General features: G+C 71.7%; 14 protein-coding genes. 9 read left to right on the plus strand and 5 right to left on the minus strand.

The window, feature by feature from the left end; translation table 11 throughout:
* The first annotated feature begins 462 nt into the window (after positions 1-462).
* From FRZ03_RS18245 to FRZ03_RS18255, 3 genes are all read left to right on the plus strand, one after another.
* Positions 463-1338, plus strand: a complete 876-nt coding sequence (locus FRZ03_RS18245; protein WP_146466228.1) for a helix-turn-helix transcriptional regulator — start codon at positions 463-465, stop codon at positions 1336-1338.
* Positions 1339-1735: 397 nt separating this feature from the next.
* Positions 1736-2035: a helix-turn-helix transcriptional regulator gene (locus FRZ03_RS18250; protein WP_222443388.1), complete on the plus strand. Its 300-nt coding sequence runs from the start codon at positions 1736-1738 to the stop codon at positions 2033-2035.
* 66 nt (positions 2036-2101) lie between these two features.
* The gene (locus FRZ03_RS18255) at positions 2102-3010 is read left to right on the plus strand and encodes a LysR family transcriptional regulator (protein ID WP_146466230.1); all 909 of its coding nucleotides are present in this window, start codon (positions 2102-2104) and stop codon (positions 3008-3010) included.
* 85 nt (positions 3011-3095) lie between these two features.
* Here the strand turns inward: FRZ03_RS18255 and FRZ03_RS18260 are convergent, their stop codons facing one another.
* The 5 genes from FRZ03_RS18260 to FRZ03_RS18280 all read right to left on the minus strand — a co-directional run bounded on the left by FRZ03_RS18260 (position 3096) and on the right by FRZ03_RS18280 (position 9754).
* Entirely contained in the window at positions 3096-5183 is a 2088-nt protein-coding gene (locus FRZ03_RS18260) for a molybdopterin-containing oxidoreductase family protein (RefSeq protein ID WP_222443389.1), read from the minus strand.
* The gene (dapF, locus tag FRZ03_RS18265) at positions 5180-6052 is read right to left on the minus strand and encodes a diaminopimelate epimerase (protein ID WP_146466231.1); all 873 of its coding nucleotides are present in this window, start codon (positions 6050-6052) and stop codon (positions 5180-5182) included. The genes FRZ03_RS18260 and dapF overlap by 4 nt, the downstream gene beginning before the upstream one ends.
* Positions 6049-6738, minus strand: coding sequence for a 2OG-Fe dioxygenase family protein (locus FRZ03_RS18270; protein ID WP_146466232.1), 690 nt, complete (start codon positions 6736-6738; stop codon positions 6049-6051). The genes dapF and FRZ03_RS18270 overlap by 4 nt, the downstream gene beginning before the upstream one ends.
* 35 nt (positions 6739-6773) lie before the next feature.
* Positions 6774-7826 carry an iron-containing redox enzyme family protein gene (locus tag FRZ03_RS18275; protein ID WP_146466233.1) on the minus strand — a complete coding sequence of 351 codons (1053 nt, stop codon included), beginning with the start codon at positions 7824-7826 and terminating at the stop codon, positions 6774-6776.
* A gap of 230 nt (positions 7827-8056) precedes the next feature.
* On the minus strand, positions 8057-9754 hold the full coding sequence (locus FRZ03_RS18280) for a 2-isopropylmalate synthase (protein WP_186785483.1): 1698 nt from the start codon (positions 9752-9754) through the stop codon (positions 8057-8059).
* Positions 9755-9950: 196 nt separating this feature from the next.
* On the opposite strand from FRZ03_RS18280, the gene FRZ03_RS18285 reads away from it, so the two are divergent.
* From FRZ03_RS18285 to FRZ03_RS18310, 6 genes are all read left to right on the plus strand, one after another.
* Positions 9951-10637, plus strand: a complete 687-nt coding sequence (locus tag FRZ03_RS18285) for a class I SAM-dependent methyltransferase (RefSeq protein WP_146466234.1) — start codon at positions 9951-9953, stop codon at positions 10635-10637.
* On the plus strand, positions 10637-12112 hold the full coding sequence (locus tag FRZ03_RS18290) for a class I adenylate-forming enzyme family protein (protein WP_146466235.1): 1476 nt from the start codon (positions 10637-10639) through the stop codon (positions 12110-12112). The genes FRZ03_RS18285 and FRZ03_RS18290 overlap by 1 nt, the downstream gene beginning before the upstream one ends.
* Positions 12113-12151: 39 nt before the next feature.
* Positions 12152-13543 carry a 3-isopropylmalate dehydratase large subunit gene (gene leuC / locus FRZ03_RS18295; protein WP_146466236.1) on the plus strand — a complete coding sequence of 464 codons (1392 nt, stop codon included), beginning with the start codon at positions 12152-12154 and terminating at the stop codon, positions 13541-13543.
* An 11-nt stretch (positions 13544-13554) separates the two neighbouring features.
* Positions 13555-14151 (plus strand): 3-isopropylmalate dehydratase small subunit, encoded by a 597-nt coding sequence (leuD, locus tag FRZ03_RS18300; protein WP_146466237.1) that lies wholly within the window; start codon positions 13555-13557, stop codon positions 14149-14151.
* A 122-nt stretch (positions 14152-14273) separates the two neighbouring features.
* Complete coding sequence (locus tag FRZ03_RS18305) at positions 14274-15107, plus strand: M55 family metallopeptidase (RefSeq protein ID WP_146466238.1); 834 nt, start codon at positions 14274-14276, stop codon at positions 15105-15107.
* Positions 15100-16404 carry a M20/M25/M40 family metallo-hydrolase gene (locus FRZ03_RS18310; protein ID WP_146466239.1) on the plus strand — a complete coding sequence of 435 codons (1305 nt, stop codon included), beginning with the start codon at positions 15100-15102 and terminating at the stop codon, positions 16402-16404. The genes FRZ03_RS18305 and FRZ03_RS18310 overlap by 8 nt, the downstream gene beginning before the upstream one ends.
* Positions 16405-16413 lie beyond the last annotated feature (9 nt).

The raw sequence follows: 16413 nt of genomic DNA on the forward strand, positions 1-16413 counted from the left end.
ACAGGGCCGCCGTGCGTGTGCGGATTCAAGCCATCGACCGCCGTGGCCGTCGCGACGGCTCCGCCCTCTGCGTACCTGCTGTGGACCAGTGTCGTGGGATGGCCCGAAAGCCATCGAACTCCTTTATGGGACATGCGAGTTGAGTGCTCGACCGGGACCGTGGCCGCGCCTCGGCACGGCTCGGCGACGGCGCCGCGCCCAGGACCGCGGCACACCAGCCGAGACCGGACAGCGGTACCGGCGCACCCTTGCAGCACGGGGACCGAAGACCCAAGATCACGGGAAAGCCTCGCCCGTACCGGCCCGAGGCCCGGTCTCCTCTCGCGCAAAGGAGTGAATGTGGCCGCAACCCCCCACGCAGCCATAGCGACTACCCGAAAACCGGGACCCGCCTTCGAGGCGGTGATCGACGACGCATTATCCGGCCGGGTGTCCTGTGGCCCGGGCGGGGCGGTGTAGCCGATGCGGGAGAATACCGAGTCGACCACGCGGGACGCGCTGGCCGATTTCCTGCGCCGGCGACGTGACACGCTGCCGCCCGAGGCGGTCGGGCTCCAGGACGGCCGGCGGCGCAGGACACCGGGACTGCGCCGGGACGAGGTGGCGCGCCTGGCGAACATGTCCACGACCTACTACGAGCGGCTGGAACAGGGCCGGGGCCCGCAGCCGTCCGCCGCCATCCTCTCCGGGCTGGCCGCCGCGCTGCGGCTGGGCCCCGACGAGCGCGCCTACCTGTATCTGCTGGCCGGGCGCATCGAGCCCGCGGCGGCGCAGCCGGACGGCACCGTCGACGCCGAACTGCTGTCCGTCATGCGCGCGATGGCGACGACGTCCCCGGCGTTCGTCGTGGACGACCTCGCCACCGTCGCGGCACAGAACGACGCGTACACCGCCGTGTTCGGCCTCGTCGCCGGCCTGCCCGGGCGGGAGGGGAACATGCTCTGGCGCTGGTTCTGTTCGAGCCGTCGGCGGGGTGCGGTGCTGAATTCGGCGGAGCACCAGGAGGCCATCGGCCGCGATTCCGTCGCCTGTCTGCGGGTCATGGTGGCCGAGCGCGGCTACGACGCGGACGCGGCGGCGCTGGTGGCCGATCTGCGCACGGGGAGCCCGGAGTTCTCGCGCATGTGGGACGAGCACCAGGTCTCCAGGTCCTCCTCCTTTGCCCTGAGCGTGCTGGACGACCGCGTCGGCCGCCTGGACTTCGACTACGTGATGATGACCGGTTCGCGGTCGCGGCAGCGGCTGTTCTCGCTGCACGCGGTCCCCGGCACCCCCACCCAACAGCGGCTGACCAGGCTTTTAAACGTGCGGGCCGAGTTCGCATCCACGTATCGATAGTGCGTGGCTGAGTCCGGCGATCGAACGTAGCGTTTCGCGTGGCACCTGGACCAGTCGTCCAGCCACGGCAGTTGGTGTCGCAGAACTGGAAGGATGGCACGATAAACCCCCACATGGCCGGCCGGCTCACTCAGAAGAGATCGCCCACAGCGCCCTGGTTCGTTCTCCGCCGTATACAGAGGTCCCACTTGACATCGTTGTCCGGTTTCGGGTCGACGGAAAAAGTGGTCGCCATAGAGGCGGGCGGGACCAGCATCCCCGGTTTTCTCCCGCGTTGAGAAAAGCATGCGCGATCTTCCCGATGTCTGCCCCAGGGGGCAGGACCGGGTGTTCTTCATCATTCGACCAGTATGACAATCTCAGATTGGTTCGAGTAATGCGCGATAACTGTGAGCAAGTGCATCCACGCGCCATCACCGCGTCTCCGTACCGTCCGAGCGAGACGATCGAGAACCGTCACCAGAAGCTGATCGCCCTGCTGGCCACCGGCCACACGGACGCCAGTGCCGCCCGGCAGCTCGGGGTCAGCCGTCGCACCGTGACCTACATGCTCCGTTCGATGATGGACGAGCTGGGCATCAACAACCGTTTCCAGCTGGGTATCGCCGTCGGCGCCCGCAGCCGTTCCTGTGAGGCGTGTCCGGAGCCGGGCCGGTCCGGCGCGACGGACATCGCCCACGACCACGGGCGCTACTGAGTCATTCTGTTCGGTTGTTTTCGGGGGATGTTCGAGGCGGCTTGCCCAATGCGAAAGTGAAGACCTATGAGTTCAGAACGAACCATCACGTCTCGTAATCTCGACGTGAACCAGCTGCGCACTCTGAGCACGATAGTGGAAACGGGGAGTTTCCGGCGGGCGGCGGATGTACTCGCCCTGACCCAGCCCGCAGTAAGTTATCACATTCGCAGGCTGGAGGCGGTCCTGCACGGCCCGGTATTCGTCAGGACCAGGGGCCGGCTGGAACTCAGCGACGCGGGTGAGGAACTGCTTTTCTATGCGCGCAAAATCCTCACCGTCAACGACGAGGCGATGGCCCGGCTGACCGCCCCGAGGAACGGCCTCCGGCTCACCATCGGCGTCTCGGAGCAACTGGAGGACGTCCTCCAGGACCTGCTCGCCGGCCTCACCCGCGCACTGCCCCGGATCACGCTGAGCGCGCGGATCGGGCCGAGCGAGCACATCGCCGCGCGCACGGCCGAGCAGGAGACCGACGTCGCCGTCGTCATCGGCAGGTCCCGCGACGAGAGGAGCCGCGCGCTCGGCTCGCTGCGGCTGGCCTGGTACGCACGCGACGCCACGCGCCTCGCCGCCGGCCCCTCCCTCCCGATGGTGCTGCCCGCCGAGCCGTGCAACACCCGCACCCACGTCGTCGGCACCCTCGACGGCCAGGGGGTGCCGTGGCACGTCGCCTACGAGGGCCCCGACCTGGCCGGGCTGCGCGCGGCCACCAGGGCCGGGCTCGGTGTCATCGGCCTGCTCGCCAACAACGGCGAGAAGTGGAATCTGACGCCCGTCGCCGACGGTGTGCTGCCGCTCCATCCAGGGGCCGTGCCGGTCTCCTTCGTCCACGCGCCGGGCACCCCGGCCGACGTGGTCGAGGCCGCGTTCTCCGTGGCCCGGGCGGCACTCCACCGGTTCCCGCTGGTCGAGGAGCCGGAACCGGTCCTCTGAGGCGCGGCCGGACACCGGCCCGCCGCGGCCCTCGCGGCACCGGCCGCCGCGGCCCTCGCGGCGGCCGGCATCGAGCGCGTGCGCGCTACTCGGCCGCGGACACCTCGACGCGGTTGTCGTGGAAGACCGCGCCGCCGCCCATGTCCGCGTCCCGCTCGGCCACGGTGGCGTTGACCCCGGCCCGGTCCCCGGTCAGCTTCGACCACCAGCCCTTGGTGGTGCGCGCCACCCCCGGCCGCACCGCGTCGCTCACCTGGAGCCGCGCGGTGAAGTCGCCCCGGTCGTTGAAGATCCGCACCAGCGCTCCCTCGGCCAGGCCCCGGGCCGCCGCGTCGTCGGGATGCAGTTCCACGAAGGGGGTGCCGGCCCGGCGCACCAGCGACTCCTTGTTCGCGAACGTCGTGTTGAGGAAGAAGTGCGGGGCCGAGGAGATCAGCACCAGCGGCAGCCGGCGGGCCAGCTCGGGGTCCGCGGCCTCCCGGGGAGGCGTGTAACCGGCGAGCGGGTCGTACCCGTCGGCGGCCGCCGTCGCCGACACGAACTCCAGTTTCCCCGACGGCGTGGGGAAACCGTCCGCGAACGGCACGAAGGGACTCGGGTAGTTGAGCCGGGCGTAACCCTCGCGGCGCAGCCGCTCCAGGTCGATGCCGTCCAGCGACGGGTGGCCGCCGGCCAGCAGCGCCCGGGCGAGGTCCTCGTCGGAGTCGAAGAGCGCGGGATCGGTCAGCCCGAGCCGCGCCGCGAGCCGGCGGAAAGTCTCCGTGGTCGACAGGCACTCGCCGGGCGGGGCGACCGCGGGCTCGTTCCACGTGAGGTACATGTGCCCGTAGCCGTCGAGCAGATCGGTGTGCTCGGTCTGCATGGTGGCGGGCAGCACGATGTCGGCGTAGTCCACCGTGTCGGTGCGGAAGTGCTCCATCACCACGGTGAACAGGTCCTCGCGCAGCAGGCCCGCGCGCACCTGGCTCTGCCCGCCCACCGCCGTGGCCGGGTTGGCCCCGTAGACGAACAGCGCCTTGACCGGCGGGTCGTCCACCGTGGTGAGCGCCTCGCCGATGCGGGTCATCGACAGGCTGCGCACCGGTGCGGGCAGCAGGTCGTCACGGAAGAGGGCGTCGCGGTCGCCGCCGAAGTAGCCGTCCGTGGAGTAGGCGAGGCCACCGCCCGGGAGCTTCCAGTCGCCCGTCACTCCGGGCAGCGCCGCCAGCGTACGCAGCGCCATGCCGCCCCCGGCGTGCCGCTGGATGCCCTGTGCCGCCTTCATGCCGGTGGGCCGGGTGACGGCCAGGCGCCGCCCGAGCCGTTCGACCGTCTCCACCGGCAGCCCGCAGATCTCCGCCGTGCGCCGCGGTGTGAACCGCTCGATGCGCGCGCGGAACTCCGGCCAGCCCACCGTGCGTTCCGCGAGGTACGCGCGGTCCTCGGCACCGAGCGACAGCACCACGTTGAGCAGCCCGAGGGCGAGCGCGGCGTCCGTGCCGGGGTTGAGCGGCACATGCTCGTCGGCGAGCCGGGCCGTCCTGGTCAGCACCGGATCGATGGCCACGACGTACGCCCCGGACCGCTGCGCCTGCGACAGCACCTTCCACAGGTGGTGGCTCGTGGTGAGCGTGTTGCAGCCCCACAGCAGGATCAGCCGGGAGTGGCGCAGGTCCTCGGGGTCGATGCCGCGGCTGGTGCCGAGCGTGTAGCCGGTGCCCACCAGGCCCGCGACCGAGCAGATCGTCATGTCGTGGCGCGACGCGCCCAGGGTGTTCCACAGCCGGCTGCCCGCGCGGCCCTGGAGGCCCTGGAGGTAGCCCAGGTTCCCGGTCCCCTGGTAGGGCCAGACGGCCTGTCCGCCGTACCGGTCGATCACCTCGGTGAGACGGCCGGCGATCTCGTCCAGCGCCTCGTCCCAGCCGATGCGCTCGAACCGCCCCTCGCCCTTGCGCCCGGTCCGGCGCAGGGGATGGAGCAGCCGGTCGGGTGCCCGCGTGTGCTCCAGGTACTGGTTCACCTTCACGCACAGGGTCCCGCGGGTGTAGGGGTGGTCCGGGGTGCCGCGCAGCCCGACCGCGACGCCGTCCGCCACCTCGACCTGCCAGGAGCACGCGTCCGGGCAGTCCAGCGGGCAGCCCCCGGGGAGGATCTTCAGGGCCCGTCCCGCCGGGCCGCGGGTGTCCCCGTTCACCGCGGCGCCCGCGCGCGCAGCCGCGGCACGAACTCGTCGGCCAGGGCCACCCGGCCGACGAGCGAGGTGGGCCCCGAGAGCAGCACCCGCTCGTCCTCCGTGATCTCCACGGCCACGGTGCCGCCGGGCATGACCACGGTCACCGCCGGGTCGGTGAGCCCCAGCCGGTAGGCGGCGCAGGCGGCGGCGCAGGCACCGCTGCCGGAAGCCGGGGTGGCGCCGACGCCCCGCTCCCAGATCCGGACCCGCAGGGTGCGCCGGTCCTCGACGGTGAGCAGTTCGGCGTTGGGCCGCTCCGTGAAGCCGGCGTACCCGACGATCAACGGGCCGATCCGCGCGGCGAGTTCGTCGGTCGCGTCGTCGACCAGCGCGACCAGGTGCGGTACGCCGTTGTGGACCGCCGTCGCGTGCACCGTGGTGCCCGGCTCGATCTCGACCGGCACGCCGACCAGCTCCGTGCCGTCGGCCGCGGCGGCGATGCGGTGGGTCCAGGGGCCCAGGTCGATGGTGCAGGCGGCGGTGGCCGAGTCGCCGAGCCGCACCCGCACGTCGCCGCCGGGGGTCCGCAGCGTGAGCTCGTCCTGGTCGGTGCGGCCGTGCTCGCGCAGGTACCGGGCGAAGATGCGCAGGCCGTTGGCGTTGCGCGCGCACTCCGTGCCGTCGGCGTTGAACACCCGTACCCGGAACGTGCCCTGCGGGTCGGTCTCCTGCCCCGGGAGGGGGCCGTAGAGCACCCCGTCCGCGCCGACGCCGGTGCGCCGGTCGCACAGCGCCCGGGTGGCCGCGGTGCCCGGCGCGGGGGCGCCGAGTTCCGGGTCGGCGACGAGGTAGTCGTTGCCCAGCGTGTGGTACTTCACGACGGTGGTCATCCGCGGCCCTCGGCGATGGCGCCCTCCTCGAAGGCGTCGCCGTACCAGCGCTCGTTCCAGCGCGAGAAGGACACCACCGTGATGTCGCGGTGGCCGTCCTCCTCGACCGGCACGATGTCGGTCACGTAGTGCCACAGCGCGCGGTCGTCGAACGCGATGGCCTGCCCCGCCGGCAGGGTCGCGGTGAAGATGGGCGTCTCCTTGTCCTCCGCGGCGCGCAGGGTCAGTTCGGCGCCGGTGATGCCGACGCGGTTGTACACGGAGATCACCACGAACTCGTGGCCGTCCTGGTGCACGCCCTCCGGGACGACGACGCCCTGCAACTCCTTGGTGGCGATGACCCGGTACTGGTGGACGTTGATCTGCCAGATGTCGTCCTCGGGCAGCGGGATCTGCGCGCAGGCCTCCCGGATGTGGTCGGTCAGATCGATCTCGATCGGCTGGTAGTGCCGCCGGATGCCGCCCGCGACCGGGTTGAACTTGGAGTAGGTGACGTACGGGCGGTGCGGGAGCCGCTCGAAGTCCCAGGCGCCGTCCTTGTGTTCGAGCCGGTACTGGGAGAAGCGGCGCCAGCGGTTGCCGTTGCCGATGTACTCGTCGAAGGCGAGATCGTCGAAGCTCTTCAGGATGTCGTCGTCCGTCCGAGGGAGGTCGAAGATCTGGAAGCGCTGCGCGTTGAGAGTCACGGTCGGTCCCTTTCGGGGAGGCGGGGCAACGGTGTTCAGGCGGGCAGGGGCTGCTTCAGGCACACCTCGAGGACGCGGTCGAGGTAGTACGCCGAGGTGTTGAGCCGCACGAACGTGCCGAGCGCGATCTCGCGGCCGGCGGCGGGGTCCCGCTCGACGACCGGACCGATCACGTTCTTGTACCAGCCGGCCGCGTGGTGGGCGTCCACGTTGATGTGGATGTCGTGGTAGACCTTGCCCTCCGGCGGCAGCCCGAGCCGGTCCCAGGCGGTGACCAGCTGGCGGAACCGCCGGGGGGCCAGGAACTCGGTGACGCCGTAGTAGCCGATGGCGCGCAGGTAGTGCCGGCGGCTGAGCGCGAGGCCGGCCGAGATGTTGCCGCACTCCTTGGCGGCGAGCAGCAGGTTCGACTCGATGTAGCCCCGGTCGACGCCGATGGAGGTGAGGCACTGGGAGAAGAGTGTCGTATGGACGTCGGCGAACTCGCCGTTGCCCATCTCGTCCCAGTAGTTGGCCGCGATCTCCATCTTCTCGGCGCCGGTCGCGCCGAACTGCATGACGGCGAGGATGTCGTCGAAACGCGGGTCAAGGGAGGTCTCCTGGGCCAGCAGGAAGCGTACGTCCTCCACGGTCGCCGCGTTCGTCAGGTGCTCGGCGTACATCGGGTGCGCGCTCGCCGGGTGGTCCTGGATGAGGGCCTTGAGCCAGCGCACGTACTCCTTCTCGCCGCTGGGGTAGCCGGTCAGCAGCTCCTGCGGCACCTGCCGGAACTCGTTGTCCAGCATGGCGTTCTCCAGGACGCTGGTGACGTCCCGCAGGATCGGCTGGGGGTCCTGGTCGGGGTTGCGCGCCGCGGACTGGCTGAACTCGTAGGCGTAGACGACCGTGAGGATGTCGTGCAGGTGCTCGCGCGCCGCGGCGTCGCGGTCGCGGAAGGCCAGGTCCGCGAGGCGTCGGCACTCCCCGGCCAGCTCGGCGCGGTGGGCGTAGTCGTCGACCAGCTCCTGCCACTTCCCGAAGGTCACCGAGGTGAGTGCCGCCGTGAAATCGGCGAGGAGCGGGAAGTCGTTCCGCTGCGGATCAGGCATGTCGAGATTCCTCTCGGTCGTCATTTCCTCGGTCCGCCGACAGGGATTCGGCATTTCCTCTCCGATGAAACGCCGAATATGTTTTCAGCTTCGATTGGCGTCAGCTTACCCAGAGGCGGCAGGCACGGTCCAAGTCCAGTTGTTTATCGCGCTCATCAATAGATTTTTTCACCGTGAGATCGTGCGGCCAGGATGTTTGGAAAAAGAGATTGCACCGGCGCCCGTTCTTGTCAGGGATGCGTCTGGTTGATGATGCCGACGGCCGCGGCGAGTTCCGCCGCGGTGGTGTCCGCGCCCTTGCCGATGGCCCAGTTCCCGCCGCCGTTCAGATAGGCGATCGCCCGCCCGTCGGGCAGTTCGTGCGACGTGGCCGCGGTGAGGTCGAGATCCAGGCCGAGCGAGGAGAGCGCGTCGGCGAACGCGGGCAGCGGCGCGGCCCCGGTCAGCGGTATCTCCTTGTCGATGCCGTCCAGGCCGACCGTCACGGAGGACGGGGTGTGGGCGAGGAGCCGCAGCCGGCCGGGCGCGGGCGTGTACGCGCTGTCGAACAGCTCGCGCAGCCGCTCGGGGCTCAGTTCGCCGCCCTCGTGGTCCGTGACCCGCTGGACCCGGACGGCGAAGTCCGCGCGCAGCTGCTGGGGCAGGCGCAGACCGTAGGAGTCGTTGAGTACGAACGCCACGCCGCCCTTGCCGGACTGCGAGTTGACCCGGACGACCGGTTCGTACTCGCGGCCGACGTCACCGGGGTCGATCGGCAGATAGGGCACCTGCCAGTGGGTGCCGCCGGACGGGTGGCCGTCGTCGGACGGGCCGGCCTCGTCGGCGAGCGCCGAGATGCCCTTGCCGATGGCGTCCTGGTGGCCGCCGGAGAAGGCGGTGAAGACCAGTTCGCCGCCCCACGGGTGGCGTTCGTGCACCGGCAGTGCCGTGCATTCCTCCACCACCCGGCGGACCTCGCCGAGGTCGGAGAAGTCGATCTCGGGGTCGACGCCGCGGCTGAACAGGTTCATCCCCAGCGTGACGAGGCAGACGTTGCCGGTGCGCTCGCCGTTGCCGAACAGGCAGCCCTCGATGCGGTCCGCGCCGGCGGCGAGGCCGAGTTCGGCGGCGGCGACGGCGGTGCCGCGGTCGTTGTGCGGGTGCAGCGAGAGGATGACCGAGTCGCGTCGCTCCAGGTTGCGGCTCATCCACTCGATCGAGTCGGCGTAGGTGTTCGGGGTGGTCATCTCCACCGTGGCGGGCAGGCAGATGGTGGCCGGGCGCTGCGGGGTGGGCTCCCAGACGTCGAGGACCGCGTTGCAGACCTCGGCCGCGAAGCCCGGCTCGGTGCCGGTGAAGGACTCCGGCGAGTACTGGAGGCGCACGTCGGCGCCGGTCAGCGACTCGGCGGCGGCGGCGAGTCGGCGGGCCGACGCGACGGCCAGCTCGCGGATCTGCGCCCGCTCCTGCCGGAAGACCACCCGGCGCTGCAACTCGGAGGTCGGGTTGTAGATGTGCAGGGTGACCTTGCGCGCCCCGGCGACGGCCTCGACCGTGCGGTCGATGAGCTCGGGCCGGCACGGCGAGAGGACCTGGATGCGGACGTCCTCCGGGACGGCGTCGTCGTCGATGATCTCCCGGATGAACGAGAGATCCGCCGCGCTGGCCGCCGGGAAGCCGACCTCGATCTCCTTGTAGCCCATCCGTACGAGCAGCTGGAAGAAGCGGTGCTTACGGGCCGGGTCCATCGGCACGGCGAGGGCCTGGTTGCCGTCGCGCAGATCGACCGAGCACCACAGCGGGGCCCGGGTGATCGTCCGGTCCGGCCAGGTCCGGTCCGCCAGCGAAACCGGTTCGACCTCCTCGGCGTACGAGCGGTAGCGGTGAGCCGGCATGGGGCTCGGGCGCTGCTCATTCCACACCGGACGGGCCGCGAATTCGTTCGTCATGGACACTCCTCGCGCATAAATTGCAACGCATGCTAGCCAGCGAAACAGCGGCCATCCAGGAAACTGCGCAGAAGCGAAGTCGGGGAAAAGGAAGTGCCATTGCGCATTACCGCAACGGCGTTGACACCTCTTCTTTGGCGTCGCAATACTCACCACCGTTCCGCATCGGCGGCATGGTGACGAACGGAGAGAAGACGTGGCACAAACGTTTGAGATCAAGGGAAACGACCTCTGGGACCCGACGACGTTCGACGCGCTGCGTCGTCAGCTGATTCCGTCGTTCGACCTGATCTACGAGGCCGCGGTGCGCACCGTCGCGGCGACGGTGCCGACCGCCCCGCGGGTCCTCGACCTCGGCGCCGGCACCGGTCTGCTGAGCGCGGCGATCCTGCGTGAACTCCCCGAATCCGAGGTGGTTCTCGTGGACCGCTCGGAAATCATGCTGACCCAGGCCCGCAGCCGGTTCGCCAGCCAGGACGGGGTCACGGTGCAGACCGGCGACCTGACCGACCCGCTGCCGGAGGGCGGGTTCGACGCGGTCGTCTCCGGCCTCGCGATCCACCACCTCAGCCACACCGACAAGCGCGACCTGTTCCGGCGCATTCGCGAGGCGCTGCGCCCCGGCGGCGTCTTCGTCAACGTGGAGCAGGTCCAGGGGCCGCTGCCGCACCTGGAATCCCTCTACGACAGCCAGCACGAACTGCACGTGATCCGGGAGCAGGCGCCCGCGCGGGAATGGGCGGCGGGCCGCGAGCGGATGAAATTCGACGTCTGCATCGACCTGGAAACCCAATTGCAGTGGCTGCGCGACGCCGGTTTCCGCAGCGTCGACTGCCTGGCCAAGGACTTCCGCTTCGCCACCTACGCGGGCTGGGTCTCCTGATGACCGCACTCCATGCGGCGATCCGCGAGGTCGCGCGACGCCGGCCGGACGCGATCGCGGTCGAGACCACGGCCGGCGAGCGCACCACGTACGCCGAACTGCTCGCGCGGGCCGACCGGATCGCGGCCGGCCTGCGCGCCCGCGGCGTCACCGAGGGCCGCGTGGTCGTCTGCTCGGGCCTGGCCAACGACGCCTCCTATCTGGCCTTCCTGCTCGGGCTCTGCGCGAACGGCGCCGCCTACGTCCCGCTGCTCGCCGACTTCGACGCCGCCGCCGTGGACCGCGCCCTGCGGATGACGCAGCCGGTGCTCTGGGTCGGCCCCGACAACCACCACCGCGCGGGCGTCACCCTGCCCCGGGTGGAACTCGCCGACCTGGAGGCCCCCGGCCCCGCGACCGCTTGGGCGGCGGGGGGACGGGCGCTCGCGCCGGGCACCTTCCGGATGCTGTGGACCTCGGGCTCGACGAAGGCGCCCAAGCTCGTCACCTGGCGCCAGGAGCCCTTCGTGCGCGAGCGCCGCCGCTGGATCGCGCACATCGAGGCGACCGAGCGCGACGCGTTCTTCTGCCGGCACACCCTGGACGTGGCGCACGCGACCGACCTGCACGCCTTCGCGGCGCTGCTGGCCGGCGCCCGGCTGATCCTCGCCGACCCGGCCGCGGACCCCGCGACACTGCTGGCCCAACTGGCCGCGACCGGCGCCACGTACACCAGCATGCTGCCCAACCACTACGAGGACCTGATCGCGGCCGCACGGCGGCGGCCCGGCACCGACCTCTCCCGGCTGCGCCGCCCGATGTGCGGCGGCGCCTACGCGAGCCCGGCCCTCATCGCCGGGGCCGCCGATGTGCTCGGCATCCACATCCGCCACATCTACGGCTCGACCGAGTTCGGCCTCGCCCTCGGCAACATGGCGGACGAGGTGCAGACCGTCGGCGGTGTGCACGAGGTCGCGGGCGTCCGCGCCCGTCTCGAGCCGCTCGCCGGGTACGACGGCGACGACCTCGGCCACCTGGTGCTCACCTCCGACTGCACCAGCGACGGCTACCTGGACGACGACGAGGCCAACGCGGCCACCTTCCGCGGCCCCGACTTCTGGACCGGCGACGTCGCCCGGCGCCTGGACGACGGCAGCCTGCGCCTGCTCGGGCGGGTCACCGACCTGGTGCTCACCACGGACGGTCCGCTGGCCGCGCCCCATGTCGACGAACTCGTCGCGCGGCACTGCCCGGTCGCCGAGTCCGTCACGCTCGCCGCCGACCCGGACACCCTGGGCAACCGGGTGCTCGTGGCGCTGCGCGCGGCGCCGGGGACCTCCGACGCCGACGCCGTCGGCGCCGTCGACAAGCTCCTCGACGAGCACGGGCTGACCGGCGTCGTCCTGGCGTTCGACCGGATACCGCGCACCGTCGTCGGCAAGGCCGACCGGGCGCTGCTGCGCCGCCGCCATCTGCCGGCCCCGAGTTCCTCCTGACGCATCCGCCGTCGGCGACCTGCTCCGAAAGGGCGAGTCATGACCAGCAAAACCCTGGTGGACAAGATCTGGGACCTGCACGTCGTGGAGCCCGGGGCGTCCGACCTCATCTACATCGACCTGCATCTGCTGCACGAGGTCAGCTCGCCCCAGGCGTTCGCCGGCCTGCGCGAGGCCGGCCGCGCGGTGCGCCGGCCCGCCCTCGCGGTCGCCACCTCCGACCACGACGTGCCGACCGACGGGCGCGAGCTGCCGCCGGACGCGGGCGCCGCCGAGCAGTTGCGGGTGCTCGCCGAGAACTGCCGCGACCACGACATCGAGCTCCACCCGGTGGGCAGCCCGGGGCAGGGCATCGTGCATGTGATCGGACCCCAGATGGGGCTCACCCGGCCCGGCACGACCATCGTGTGCGGAGACAGCCACACCGCCACCCACGGCGCGTTCGGCGCCATCGCGTTCGGCATCGGCACCAGCGAGATCGAGCACGTGCTGGCCACGCAGACCCTGCGGGCCCGGCGACCGCAGTCCATGGCCGTCACCGTCACCGGCGAACTCCCGCCCGGCGCCACCGCCAAGGACCTCGCGCTCGGCATCCTCGCCGCCGGCGGCACCGACGCGGGCACCGGAACGCTCATCGAGTTCCGGGGCCCCGCCGTCCGCGCGCTGTCCATGGAAGGCCGGATGACGCTGTGCAACATGGCCGTCGAGATGGGGGCGCGCAGCGGCCTGGTCGCCCCCGACGAGACCACCTTCGCCTATCTGAAGGACCGCCCGCGCGCGCCGCGCGGTGAGCTGTGGGACCGGGCCGTCGCGCACTGGCGGACGCTGGACAGCGACCCGGACGCGGTCTTCGACCGCGAACTGGTCTTCGACGCGGGGGCGTTGGCGCCACGGGTGACCTGGGGCACGAACCCCGGGCAGAGCGTGCCGGTCGACGGAGTGGTGCCCGACCCCGCCGCCCTCGCCGAGCCCGGCGAGAGGGCCGCCGCCGAACGCGCCCTCACCTACATGGACCTGCGCCCCGGCACCAGGATGCGCGACATCGGCGTCGACGTGGTCTTCATCGGCTCCTGCACCAACAGCCGGATCGAGGACCTGCGGGCCGCGGCCGACGTGCTGCGCGGGCGGCGGGTGGCCGACGGCGTGCGCGGCCTGGTCGTCCCCGGCTCGATGCTGGTGCGCCGGCAGGCCGAACAGGAAGGGCTGGACCGGGTGTTCACCTCGGCCGGCTTCGAATGGCGGATGCCGGGCTGCTCGATGTGCGTGGGCATCAACGGCGACACCGTCGCGCCCGGCCGGCGCTGCGCGTCGACCTCCAACCGCAACTTCGAAGGCCGGCAGGGCGCCGGGGCCCGGACCCATCTGGTGTCCCCCGCCACGGCCGCCGCCACCGCCGTCGCCGGGCGCTTCGCCACACCGGCCGACCTGTAGGGAGAAGCCGTATGGAACCGCTCATCCGCGTCACCGGCCGCGGGGTGCCCCTGGACCGGCCCAACGTCGACACGGACCAGATCATCCCGGCCGCGTGGCTGAAGAACACCACCCGCACCGGATACGCCGACGGCCTGTTCGAACAGTGGCGGCGCGACCCGGGGTTCGTCCTGAACCGGCCCGAGCGCGCCGGGGCGAAGATCCTGGTCAGCGGCCCGAACTTCGGCTGCGGCTCCTCCCGCGAGCACGCGCCGTGGGCGCTGCACGAGTGGGGCTTCAGGGCGGTGATCGCGCCGGGGTTCGCGGACATCTTCCGCAACAACATGCCCAACGCCGGACTGGTCCCCGTGTGGTGCGAGCCGGCGGTGGCCGCCGCCCTGATGGCCGCCACCACCGCCGACCCGGCCGCCGAGATCGACGTCGACGTGGCCCGGCGCACGGTCGACTGCGCGGCCGCGGGGGTCCGGGCGGCGCCGTTCCGGCTCGACGACGACGCCCGCGACCGGCTCGTCGCCGGGCTGACCCAGCTGGAGGTGACCCTGCGCGCCGCCGACCGGATCGCGGCGTACGAACGGGCCCGCGCCCCCTGGCTGGACGTGGCCGTGTGAGGCGGCGCCCGTAGGAGGGCCGGGGCGCACGGCGCCCCGGCCCCGGCGCGCGGGAGGCGATCGGCCCCGACCTCCTCCCGCATCGTAGGAAGTTTCCCCTCCGGCGCGTAACGTGGCGCAGCATGAAGATCCTCATCAGTGCCGACATGGAGGGGGCCACGGGCGTGACCTGGCCGGCCGATGTGCTGCCGGGGACGCCGCAGTGGGAGCGGTGCCGGACGATGTTCACCTCGGACGTGAACGCCGCCGTCGAGGGCTTCTTCGACGGCGGCGCCGACCAGGTGCTCGTCAACGAGGCCCACTGGACCATGCGCAATCTGCTGCTCGAACGGCTCGACGAGCGGGTCGAGATGCTCACCGGACGGCACAAGGCGCTGTCCATGGTGGAGGGCGTCCAGCACGGCGATGTCGACGGCATCGCCTTCGTCGGCTACCACGCCGGCGCGGGCATGGAGGGCGTCCTCGCCCACACCTTCCTCGCCAACCAGATCACCGGCGTCTGGATCAACGACGTCCGCGCCAGCGAGGGCCTGCTCAACGCGCATGTCGTCGCCGAGTACGGCGTCCCCGTCGTCCTCGTCACCGGCGACGACGTGGCCTGCGAGGACGCGCTCGGCTACGCGCCCGAGGCGCTGAAGGTCGCCGTCAAGGACCATGTGTCCCGGTACGCGGCCGTCTGCCGCACCCCGGCCCGCACCGCCGCCGACATCCGCGCCGCCGCCAAGGAGGCCGCGCGGCTCGCCGTGCGCCACGAGCCCGTCGAGGCCGGGCCGTTCACCATCGCCGTGGAGTTCGACGCCGAGCACCTGGCGATGGCCGCGACCGTCGTCCCGGGCGTCGCCCGCGTCGGCGAACGCAAGGTGGCCTACACCAGCGCCACCATGTACGAGGGCATCCGCACGTTCAAGGCGGTCACCACGATCGCCTCCGCCGCCGTGGAGGAGCAGTATGGCTGACCCGCAGGCCCTCGACGAGGTCGTGGAGTTCACCTCCGGGCTGATCCGGATCGACACCACCAACCGGGGCGGCGGGGACTGCCGGGAGCGGCCCGCCGCCGAGTACGCGGCCGAGCGGCTGGCCGGCGCCGGCCTGGAACCGCGGCTGCTGGAGCGCACCCCGGGCCGCACCAACGTGGTCGCCCGGATCGCGGGCACCGACCCGGCCGCCGACGCCCTGCTGGTCCACGGCCACCTCGACGTGGTGCCCGCCGAGGCCGCCGACTGGAGCGTGCACCCGTTCTCCGGGGAGGTCCGGGACGGGGTCGTGTGGGGGCGGGGCGCCGTCGACATGAAGAACATGGACGCGATGATCCTCGCCGTCGTCCGCTCCTGGGCCCGCGAGGGCGTACGACCCCGCCGGGACCTCGTCATCGCGTTCACCGCCGACGAGGAGGCCAGCGCGGAGGACGGCTCCGGGTTCCTCGCCGACGCCCACCCGGAGCTGTTCGAGGGCTGCACCGAGGGCATCAGCGAGTCCGGCGCCTTCACCTTCCACGACGGCGCCGGGCGGCAGATCTACCCGATCGCGGCGGGGGAGCGCGGCACCGGCTGGCTCAAGCTGACCGCGCGCGGGCGCGCCGGGCACGGCTCCAAGGTGAACAAGGAGAACGCGGTGACCCGGCTGACCGCCGCCGTCACCCGCATCGGCGAGCACGAGTGGCCGCTGCGGCTCACCCCGACCGTGCGCGCCGCCCTCACCGAACTGGCCGCCCTCTACGGCATCGAGCCCGACTTCCGCGACATCGACCGGCTGCTGGAGAAGCTGGGCCCGGCGGCCAAGCTGGTCGAGGCGACCGTCCGCAACAGCGCCAACCCGACGATGCTCGACGCCGGTTACAAGCTGAACGTCATCCCCGGCGAGGCCGTCGCCCATGTGGACGGACGCTATCTGCCGGGCGGCGAGGAGGAGTTCACCAGCACCCTCGACCGGCTCACCGGCCCCGACGTCGCCTGGGAGTTCGCCCACCACGAGGTCGCCCTCGAAGCCCCGGTGGACGCACCGCTGTTCGCGCTGATGCGGGACGCGGTACGGGAGTTCGCGCCCGAGGGACATGTCGTGCCCTACTGCATGTCCGGCGGCACCGACGCCAAGCAGTTCTCCCGGCTCGGCATCACCGGCTACGGCTTCGCACCGCTGAAACTGCCCGAAGGCCTCGACTACCAGGCGCTGTTCCACGGCGTGGACGAACGCGTGCCCGTCGAGGCCCTGCACTTCGGCGTCCGTGTCCTGGACCGCTTCCTGCGCACGGCCTAGACGAAATGG

It is taken from the genome of Streptomyces misionensis (genome assembly GCF_007896895.1).
GTDB lineage: Bacteria > Actinomycetota > Actinomycetes > Streptomycetales > Streptomycetaceae > Streptomyces > Streptomyces misionensis_A.

Excerpts from the sequence above, each read along its gene's own strand:
- FRZ03_RS18245 (WP_146466228.1), top strand. The coding sequence starts at position 463 with ATGCGGGAGAATACCGAGTCGACCACGCGGGACGCGCTGGCCGATTTC.
- FRZ03_RS18255 (WP_146466230.1), top strand. The coding sequence starts at position 2,102 with ATGAGTTCAGAACGAACCATCACGTCTCGTAATCTCGACGTGAACCAG.
- dapF (WP_146466231.1), bottom strand. The coding sequence starts at position 6,052 with ATGACCACCGTCGTGAAGTACCACACGCTGGGCAACGACTACCTCGTC.
- FRZ03_RS18275 (WP_146466233.1), bottom strand. The coding sequence starts at position 7,826 with ATGCCTGATCCGCAGCGGAACGACTTCCCGCTCCTCGCCGATTTCACG.
- FRZ03_RS18280 (WP_186785483.1), bottom strand. The coding sequence starts at position 9,754 with ATGACGAACGAATTCGCGGCCCGTCCGGTGTGGAATGAGCAGCGCCCG.
- FRZ03_RS18290 (WP_146466235.1), top strand. The coding sequence starts at position 10,637 with ATGACCGCACTCCATGCGGCGATCCGCGAGGTCGCGCGACGCCGGCCG.
- leuC (WP_146466236.1), top strand. The coding sequence starts at position 12,152 with ATGACCAGCAAAACCCTGGTGGACAAGATCTGGGACCTGCACGTCGTG.
- leuD (WP_146466237.1), top strand. The coding sequence starts at position 13,555 with ATGGAACCGCTCATCCGCGTCACCGGCCGCGGGGTGCCCCTGGACCGG.
- FRZ03_RS18305 (WP_146466238.1), top strand. The coding sequence starts at position 14,274 with ATGAAGATCCTCATCAGTGCCGACATGGAGGGGGCCACGGGCGTGACC.
- FRZ03_RS18310 (WP_146466239.1), top strand. The coding sequence starts at position 15,100 with ATGGCTGACCCGCAGGCCCTCGACGAGGTCGTGGAGTTCACCTCCGGG.